The 8,338-nt window shown below is 42.2% G+C and carries 7 protein-coding genes; 5 read left to right on the top strand and 2 right to left on the bottom strand.

What is annotated here, in order from left to right:
• Positions 1-313 precede the first annotated feature (313 nt).
• Positions 314-1,468, bottom strand: a complete 1,155-nt coding sequence (locus tag L650_RS0110345) for an IS110 family transposase (RefSeq protein WP_029772239.1) — start codon at positions 1,466-1,468, stop codon at positions 314-316.
• A 135-nt stretch (positions 1,469-1,603) separates the two neighbouring features.
• Between L650_RS0110345 and L650_RS0110340 the strand changes: the two genes are divergently transcribed.
• The 5 genes from L650_RS0110340 to L650_RS0110310 all read left to right on the top strand — a co-directional run bounded on the left by L650_RS0110340 (position 1,604) and on the right by L650_RS0110310 (position 5,431).
• Complete coding sequence (locus tag L650_RS0110340; protein WP_004589545.1) at positions 1,604-1,951, top strand: DUF3024 domain-containing protein; 348 nt, start codon at positions 1,604-1,606, stop codon at positions 1,949-1,951.
• Between the two features lie 212 nt (positions 1,952-2,163).
• Positions 2,164-2,577, top strand: a complete 414-nt coding sequence (locus tag L650_RS0110330; protein ID WP_004589574.1) for a helix-turn-helix domain-containing protein — start codon at positions 2,164-2,166, stop codon at positions 2,575-2,577.
• A 129-nt stretch (positions 2,578-2,706) separates the two neighbouring features.
• Positions 2,707-3,072 (top strand): hypothetical protein, encoded by a 366-nt coding sequence (locus L650_RS0110325; RefSeq protein WP_029773055.1) that lies wholly within the window; start codon positions 2,707-2,709, stop codon positions 3,070-3,072.
• 481 nt (positions 3,073-3,553) lie between these two features.
• On the top strand, positions 3,554-3,853 hold the full coding sequence (locus L650_RS0110315; RefSeq protein ID WP_004589576.1) for a hypothetical protein: 300 nt from the start codon (positions 3,554-3,556) through the stop codon (positions 3,851-3,853).
• 168 nt (positions 3,854-4,021) lie between these two features.
• Complete coding sequence (locus L650_RS0110310; protein ID WP_223230567.1) at positions 4,022-5,431, top strand: S41 family peptidase; 1,410 nt, start codon at positions 4,022-4,024, stop codon at positions 5,429-5,431.
• Positions 5,432-5,482: 51 nt separating this feature from the next.
• Here the strand turns inward: L650_RS0110310 and L650_RS0110305 are convergent.
• Positions 5,483-8,338, bottom strand: a 2,856-nt coding sequence (locus tag L650_RS0110305; RefSeq protein WP_029773053.1) for a TonB-dependent receptor, incomplete at its 5' end; no start/stop codon positions are given.

Below are 8,338 nucleotides of genomic sequence, written 5' to 3'. Positions count from 1 at the left end.
CGTTGGTATGACTCCCACTGTCAAGTTAAACGCACTGATCCCTGCCTAACTTTTTAAGCCATAATTACTTTAGCTCGAATTAGAGCGAGTTAATACATAGGATGAAGCAAGTAATGTCGTCGGTTATCTTGCTGATATTCGTTGGTTATTACTATTTCTAGTAACAGAGCAGACCTTACTTATTTCGTCGTGGCACCTGTCTTCAGTCTATGTTCGTGGTTCAATGCAGCGTTAGCTGCACTGCCATCCTAACGCCGTCGGTGGTTGTGCCACACCCGATGCTTGATCCCATGCATTAACTCTAATACGTTTATCATGCGGGTACTCTTGCCAATCTAAGTTTTGTATTCACTGGCGTAAGCACCACTTCTTTTGCAATAGCCCATATGTACGCAATCATTTCTCGGGCAATGGCGGTAACAACCAGATTGTAGTGTTTCCCTTTGGCTATCATTTTTTTATAGCGTTTGCAGAGCCTAATCTGTGCTTTCCACGCAATATCAATAATGTCCTTTGGTAAGCCTTCTTGTCGTTTTTGCATATCTGTTGATATATTTGCCGCATACCGATAAGTGTGTGCACCTTCCACAAGAAGGCGTCTTGCTCGGCCATTTCCGCATTTTGTGATGGCGCCAATATGGCGTTTGCCACCACTCGAGTGTTCACTGGGTACAAGACCGAGATAACTCATTAATTTACGGGGATGGTCGAAACGCGATAAATCGCCAAGCTCAGCAACAACGCCAGTGGCGACCAACAAACGGACACCACGCATAGCTTGTATTGCTTTGACAACAGGATAATAACGCCACTGGTGAACGTGGTGTGTTAGTTCATTGTCTAGCCGTTCAAGTCGGCTTATTCGTTCGGTAATTGTGTGTAAAAATTCTTGTAAGACGATGTGCTGAGCGGGGTGTGGCAGCACAATCTCAGTGAGCCAACGTAAATGTTTTTGTGACCAATTCGCAGTGCCTTTATAATTGATATTATTGCGAAGCAACAGCGCCTTTAATTGATATTTGGCATCTTTTAAGTCCTTCATTGCCACTTCGCGTGCACGAGATAAATCGCGTACAGCTTCATCTTCAGGCTCGGGAACATAGATAGGTGTTAAATCTTCAGACTTAAGTAATTTAGCAAGCTTAAGAGCATCACGTTTATCGGTTTTAATCTTCTCACCAGGTTTTTTAGGAATAAGAGAGGGCGCCACCACGTAACAGCAATGGCCGAGGCTGGTAATTAACCTGTAAATCCAATAACCACATGGGCCTGCTTCATAAACAAAATGAAGTGTTGCGCCAGAGTATTTCGATTCGAACTGACGAACAAGCTTTTGAACGGCCACTTTGGAAGACGAAACTCGGCCAAGATGAACAGGTTGCGCACCTCTATGTTCTTCAATATAGGCGACTTCATTGAATTCTTTATGTGTATCAAGACCGATAAAAAGTATGCTATGTTTATTCATGTTAGCCTCTGCTGTTTAGTTAATTGACAAACTAATTATGGCTCTGGCTTTGAATTAAGCTAACCCACGAAAAGCGGAGGCTAACACCGTGTGGGAGTCATTATGTCTATGTGACAGGTGGAAAATTAAACTTTTATGGCCTTAAGTGAATTCGAAATAAAGAAGATAGAAAAAGCTGCCAACGCTTTTTTAAATAAGCGTAGGCCACCAGTGCATATTATAAATGAGCTAGACATTGGTTGGCGGCTGGAGAAGCAATCAGTTTATATATATGAAACGCGTCCTGTTTGGAACAGCCCAAATGAATATCATGACCTGGACATGGCTAAAGCAACTTTTATCCGCGCTCAAGGTAAATGGAAAATTTTCTGGATGCGACAAGATCTAAAATGGCATGGCTATGAGCCAAATATGTATGTAAAAACTATTGAGCAAGTCTTTGCCGTTATAGATCATGATGAATACGCTTGTTTTTTTGGGTAAGTCACATAACAAAAAAATCAAGTTCGCCCGCTGCGCGGGCTGGGACGCAAACACGCGGGGCGGCTTCGCCATTATGCCCCACGCGCCTGCGCCCCTTATTTAAAAGTTATATCGCTGTAAACATCGCCTGTCGCCCCACTGTCGTGTGAATTTCGTAACCGACAATCGATTAAAACATGGATAGTTTCCTCTCACATTGGTAAGGAGCCCAAATGATAGTCAAACGTCTTAGAGAAAAACGAAACTGGTCACAAGAACAACTTGCCACGTTAAGCGGCTTGAGTACTAGAACTATTCAACGAATAGAAAGTGGAAACAAGGCCAGCATAGAATCTCTTAAAGCCCTTGCCTCTGTGTTTGAAATTGACATTTCTAAACTTCAAGAGGAAATTATCGTGATAGACAAAACATCTAAAGAATGGAACAAAGAGCCAATATGGGTCAGGTTTTCGTTTTGGGGAGTAAAAGCAAGAAAGCAAATTATTATGTTAGAAATTATAACGGTGCTCATGGGCCTATTAACTTGGTTCATAAAACCCGACGTAATTGCGACGCCGGCATTTTTTCTTCTAGCTTACATCTTTTCTAACATGAAGCACTATATTGATACGAAGAAATATTGGTGAGTAGCGATATAACAACTCAATAAACGCACTCACTTCGTTCGCCGGGACGCATACACGCAGGGCGGCTTCGCTATTATGCCCTACGTGTCTGCGCCCGTTATTGAAAAGTTAGGTGCTTCTGAGAAATCAATGGCCAAATCAGAGATAAGACAGTTCTTAAAAGAGATCCGCACTAAATTTCCTGACGTTGTGCCTCTCATGGAAAAACATGAAAAATGGGCACTCACATTCCTAATGGAAGAGTTCGCAAATTTGACAACCATTTTGTTTAACCAAGGTAATTTAGAAGAAGCATTAGAACAGTTGCAGTACATGAGCGAAAAACTAGATACTGCAACCAAAGCAGAATTCGAATACATAGATGTATATTATACAGAGCACTTATTCTGGAAAGGTACAAAAGAAGGTATTGAGCGTGGCTGGCCTCTCGTGCCAGGTAATCTCAAAAAACTATACTTGGGCTTTCATGGTAAAGCCCCTAGGGTAGTGGTTTAAATATGCACGCACCTAACAACCTAATCAACACACTCACTTCGTTCGCTGGGATGCATACACATGGGCAGCGTCGCTTCGATCCAAATTATAGCCCATGTGTTTGCGCCCCTAAGCAGGGTGCTATGAGGTGCTCTAGATAGTATGCAGAATATAAATCCATGGCTTTGGTCAGCTTTTGTTTTGTCTCTTTCAGGAATCTTTTTTAGATGGGTGTTTGGTAATACGTTTGTGAGCTTTTTTCTTGCCGTATTGCTAGCTTTAGCGATAGTGCCTTTAGTTAAAAAAATTCAGAGAAAGAATTAACAAAACACCCATTTTAAACTTTACATCTTTCGAAGCCTAGATTCTAATTGGCTAAATAAAGTACGTGTCATTATAACTTGCTTTTTGGGTACAAATTGATTGCCTTAAAGTATAAAGCTATATAACTTATTAAAGTGAATACATTTTATTGACGTAAATTAATTAGCAGGAAAGCCAAATGAACAATAAAATACTCAAATCATCTACAGCTACGTATCAAGGTGGTGTTGCAAAAGCCGATGGTAAATTTTATGTAACGCAAGGTGAGGTACGTTTTGAGCCATACAATGAAAGTGCTGGTTTAGGGCCTTATACTTTTACACGAAGCGCAATCGTAAAAATTGAAAAGTCAGCAGGGAGAGGTGCAGGCATTTTACCACTAACAAGCGATGCAATAACAATCACTTTAGATAATGAAGATACTTATGACTTTATTTTAGCAAACCCCGATGAATGGATTCGTCTACTCAAGCATTAAACAATCTCTAGAGCTGGCATTTAGGCATAATTATTTTAAGTGTGTGCTAAGTTAAACGGCATCAATAGTTTCCAGTTTTAACTATTAAAAAACTACAACAAAAGGATTTGAATGATGGTTAAAATATCTATGCTCACTATTTCTACTAGCAGCTTTATTGTATCTTTTATGGGTTTTGCTAACACCGCTGTGTCACCGCAAACGGATGAGCAGTGGCGAACAGTAATAGAAAACGATATTCAAGCTGCTTACAACATTACAGCACAAAATCACCCAGGTATGTTTGATGCTAACAACCCCGCGTTCCCTGACTTATTAAAACAGGCAAAAGCACAAGCGCTTAAACTCTCAACTCAAGCGAGCGGGCCGCAGGTTCATGCAGCGGCAATTGCGCGCTTTAGCACTATTTTACAAGATGGCCACGCCGGTGCGTTTTCAAGCGTAGATAGACCCGCGCGCCGCTGGCCGGGCTTTAGAACTGTGTGGCGAGGTGATGCGCTAAAAGTGTATTACAGTGAAAACAAAAATATTAGCAAAGGCGACGTTGTAAGCCAATGTGATGGACAAAGCACCGATACCTTAATACGTGAGAGAGTGTTTAAGTTTTATGGGCAAGTTGCACAACCTGGCCATTGGTGGCAGCAAGGTTGGCGGTTACTCATTGACGAGGGCAATCCATTTTTAACTCCTTTAAAAGAATGCGAATTTGTTAAAGCCAATGGCGATACCTATACACACGTATTAAATTGGTCTGTAAGGCCTAAGTCAGTCAGTAAGCATTTAGAAAATGCCTACAACGGTGATGAACTCCCCATCGATTTAACTTGGCCTGAAAAAAATATTGCGTGGATTGCTATGCCTAGCTTTTCATCAACCGAAAAGCAAACTGCTGCCTACAATAAAGTGTTTGAAAAAATACAACAGCAGCGTAGCAAGTTACTTACTGCAAAAGCCGTGGTGTTAGATTTGCGCCATAACCAAGGTGGCTCATCTTATTGGAGCTCACAAATAGCCAAAGAACTATGGGGCAAAAAAATAGTAGAACAAAAAGTAAATAATACTTCTCAAAACACGCAAGTGTGGTGGAGAGCATCAAAGGATAATACCGACCATGTAGTGTCTTTATTAGAGGTTGTAAAAAATCAGCCTGAATTATTGAAAATATTTAAAATCACAGCTGCGGGTATGGCTTTATCACTTAAGAGTGGTGATCCATTTTATGTAGAGCAAGAAACCAATACGCTAAATAACATACCACAAAAGCCTTTAACTAGTGACTTTAAAACCAAGGTGTTTGTTATTGTTCCGCCGCAGTGCGCCAGTGCTTGTTTAGATGCGCTTGATAAGTTTAAGCTTTTTGAAAATACAACGTTATTCGGTGCGCCAAGTAGTGCTGATTCTATGTATATGGAAGTACGCTTAGCTGATTTACCTTCAGGGTTGGGGAAAGTGATTGTACCTAACAAAGTATACGTAAACAGAGCGCGAGGAGCAGGGGCTTACTACAAGCCAGATATTGCGTATAAGGGCATTGATTGGACAACTAATGTATTGCTTGAGCAAATAAAAACGTTATAAAAAAGCCGCTTGTTGAAACAAGCGGCTTAACTATTCTAACTAGGGAATAGTTTAAAACGTGTAACGAGCACCCACTGAGTAACGAGGGCCGTACTGATTAGCAAATAAAAACTGCTCTTCGTAACGGCCGTAGCCTTCTTCGGTGGCATTATTTAAGTTTATGCCATCAAAAAATACGGTTACGTTTTCGTTTACATCGTAGTTAACGCTCATATCCCATTGGCCGTAGGCTTTAGCATACTGCGGTGGCGCATCGGCTGAGCCTTGTGCTTGGCCTACACCAATTAAGTACGAGTCGCGCCATGCGTAAGTAATTTTGATTGATAGGCCGTCTTTTTCGTAAAAACCTTGAAAGTTAGCAGAGTCACTTAAACCTGTAAGCGGAGCTTGTTGGTCTAGGCTTTCGCTATCAAATTCTACATCGCCATCTACAAACGTGGCGTTAACACCTACACCAAAACCAGTTTCGCCAATTAAGTGCTGAACAGCCACTTCAAAACCATCTACCGATTTGCTGTCGGTGTTTTGTGGTTGGCTTATGTTCCATACCATAAGTGGGTCATCGCTATTTGGCTCAATGACGCCATTCGCATTGCCATAACCATTGCTAATCATTTGCGCAAAAATAGCATCGGTGGTTGCTTGTTCGCCGCGCGATTCAATATCGCTAACTGCTTGTAAGTAACGTGGGCCGTTTAAAATGTCGTATAGGCCTTCAATCGTGGTTTGCGTAATGGTGGTTTGAATAAAGTTATCTACGTCTTTTTTAAAGTAACCAACAGAGGCGTAGCTGCCTTCTGCGTAGTAATACTCTAATGATAAGTCGAGATTGGTTGATTCAAACGGCAATAAATTTGTATTACCTTGGCTACCCGTGCGCGAGCCAGGTTTTGGGCTGCCTGTTAAGCTACGGCCACCGGCTAAATCACCCAGTGGTGCACGCGACATAGTTTTACCCCATGAAACACGGGCTACAACGTCTTCGGTTAAATCAACACTTACATCGATTGACGGTAATAATATGTCGTAATCGCCTTGCTGCTCTAAGAAGTTATCATCGCCGCCGGCTGCATATTGCATTATCCATTCTGAGGCGCTGATCCAGTTTACTTGTTCTTCAACACGTTGGCGTACTGTGCTGGTTACATCTGTTTGCTCGTAGCGCAGGCCTGCGTTTACTTTTACGTAGTAATCGCTTACATCAAACTCCCAGCTTGATTGAATATAAAAGCTGTTTGTAATTTCTTCTACGTAGCTTTCGCTATCAATACCATCCATGTAAGCATTAGCAGCGTATGCATCGCCACCGGTTACATCAGAAGTTAGGTAAGCCATTTGGCGAGCCACTGCTTCGTCAAAATCGTAGGTGTAGTAGTAACCTGGTTGTAAGTTGCTGCCGCCACCATCAAATTGATCTAAAAGGCCCGACGTATCGTGGCGAGTAAACATGCTATCTGGGAATATTTCTGTGTACGATGGGTTAAAACCAGGGCCACCCACTAAGCCACTCCAAGCAGTGTAACCGCCAGTGTTTTGCTCAGTGCGCGATGCACCAAATTTTACTTTAACTAGGCCAATATCAAAGTTTTCATTGTACCAAGTGGTATGTAATTGTAATTGCTCAATGTTTGATTCACCCGGCGAGTGCGTAAATTGGCTAAAGTTAGAGTCAATTTCGCCTGGCGTTAATTCGCTTGTGCCGTTTAACCAGTTAACTTGAGCACTTGGGATTTCGCCTGTGCGGTAATCGTAAATTTTGTTTGCTAGCTGATCAGAGCCTAAAATCACTTGGCCAGTACTGCCTAGCCCATCATCGGCGCCGTTATCGGTTTCATTTTTAGAGTCATGGTAATCAAGTTCAACGTGCCACGTGTCGTTAATTTCCCACTCTAGGTTTAAACCAATAGAGCGTGCTTTTACTTCTGTGGTGCCTTTGTTGGCTGTAAACGAGGCATCGTTTCCGCTAATATCGGCATAAACAGCGGTGCCGTTTTCATCAAGCTCGTAGCCATTAATATTGCTACCAAAGTCGTTCCAAATACCCCAACCAATACTTTCAGAGCCCGTAACCGCTTTACTTGCTGTGTAATCTAAGGTGGCTACAAAGCCATCAACTGGTTCAAATTGAAAAGTAACTTGGCCGTTAGTACGTTCACGCTCTACATCTTCAATAGAGTAGTTCATGTCTTTAGGGAAGTAGTAGTTACCTGATGGGTCAGTACGGTTATCAACAACGTTACTGCTATCTAATTCAGGTAAATCAACATTGGCTTGCCAACCTTGAATATTGGCGCGTTGTTTTTGAAAGTCGCGTTCTTGATGCGAAAACGAAAAACCAAAACCAAATCTGTCATCTGCAAATGTGTTGCTATAAACAGCAGAAAGCTCAGGCGTTACATCATCACCGGCTTCGTTTGATGAGTCGTGATTTGCTTTAACCGTGGCTGAAAAATTTTGGCCTGGCTTTTGAAAAGGGCGCGCAGTAGAAATGTTTACCGTAGCACCTAAACCACCGCTTGGTACATCGGCGCGCGCTGTTTTAAATACTTCTAGCGCACTTACGCCCTCTGAGGCAATGTTTTCAAGGTTGTACGAACGCGTATAACCTGTGCCAGGCATTTGGCGGCCGTTTAGCGTAATTAAGTTAAACTCTGGGCCAAAACCACGTACGGTAATTTGGCTACCTTCACCGTTTGCACGGCTCACCGATACACCGGTAATGCGTTGTAATGACTCTGCTAAATTGGTATCTGGAAATTTCCCCATTTCTTCTGCTGAAATGGCATCTACTACGCCCGATGAATCACGTTTCATATCCATAGAACGAATAAGTGAACCACGAATACCTTTTACTTCAATAACTTCTACATCAGGAGATGCTGCAGTGTCTGCCTCGGCAGCAATGGC

Origin of the sequence: Pseudoalteromonas sp. TB51 (assembly GCF_000498055.1) — a bacterium.
GTDB lineage: Bacteria > Pseudomonadota > Gammaproteobacteria > Enterobacterales > Alteromonadaceae > Pseudoalteromonas > Pseudoalteromonas atlantica.
The sequence above is the reverse complement of the archived record's forward strand: the minus strand, read 5'-3'. Positions and strand labels throughout refer to the sequence as shown.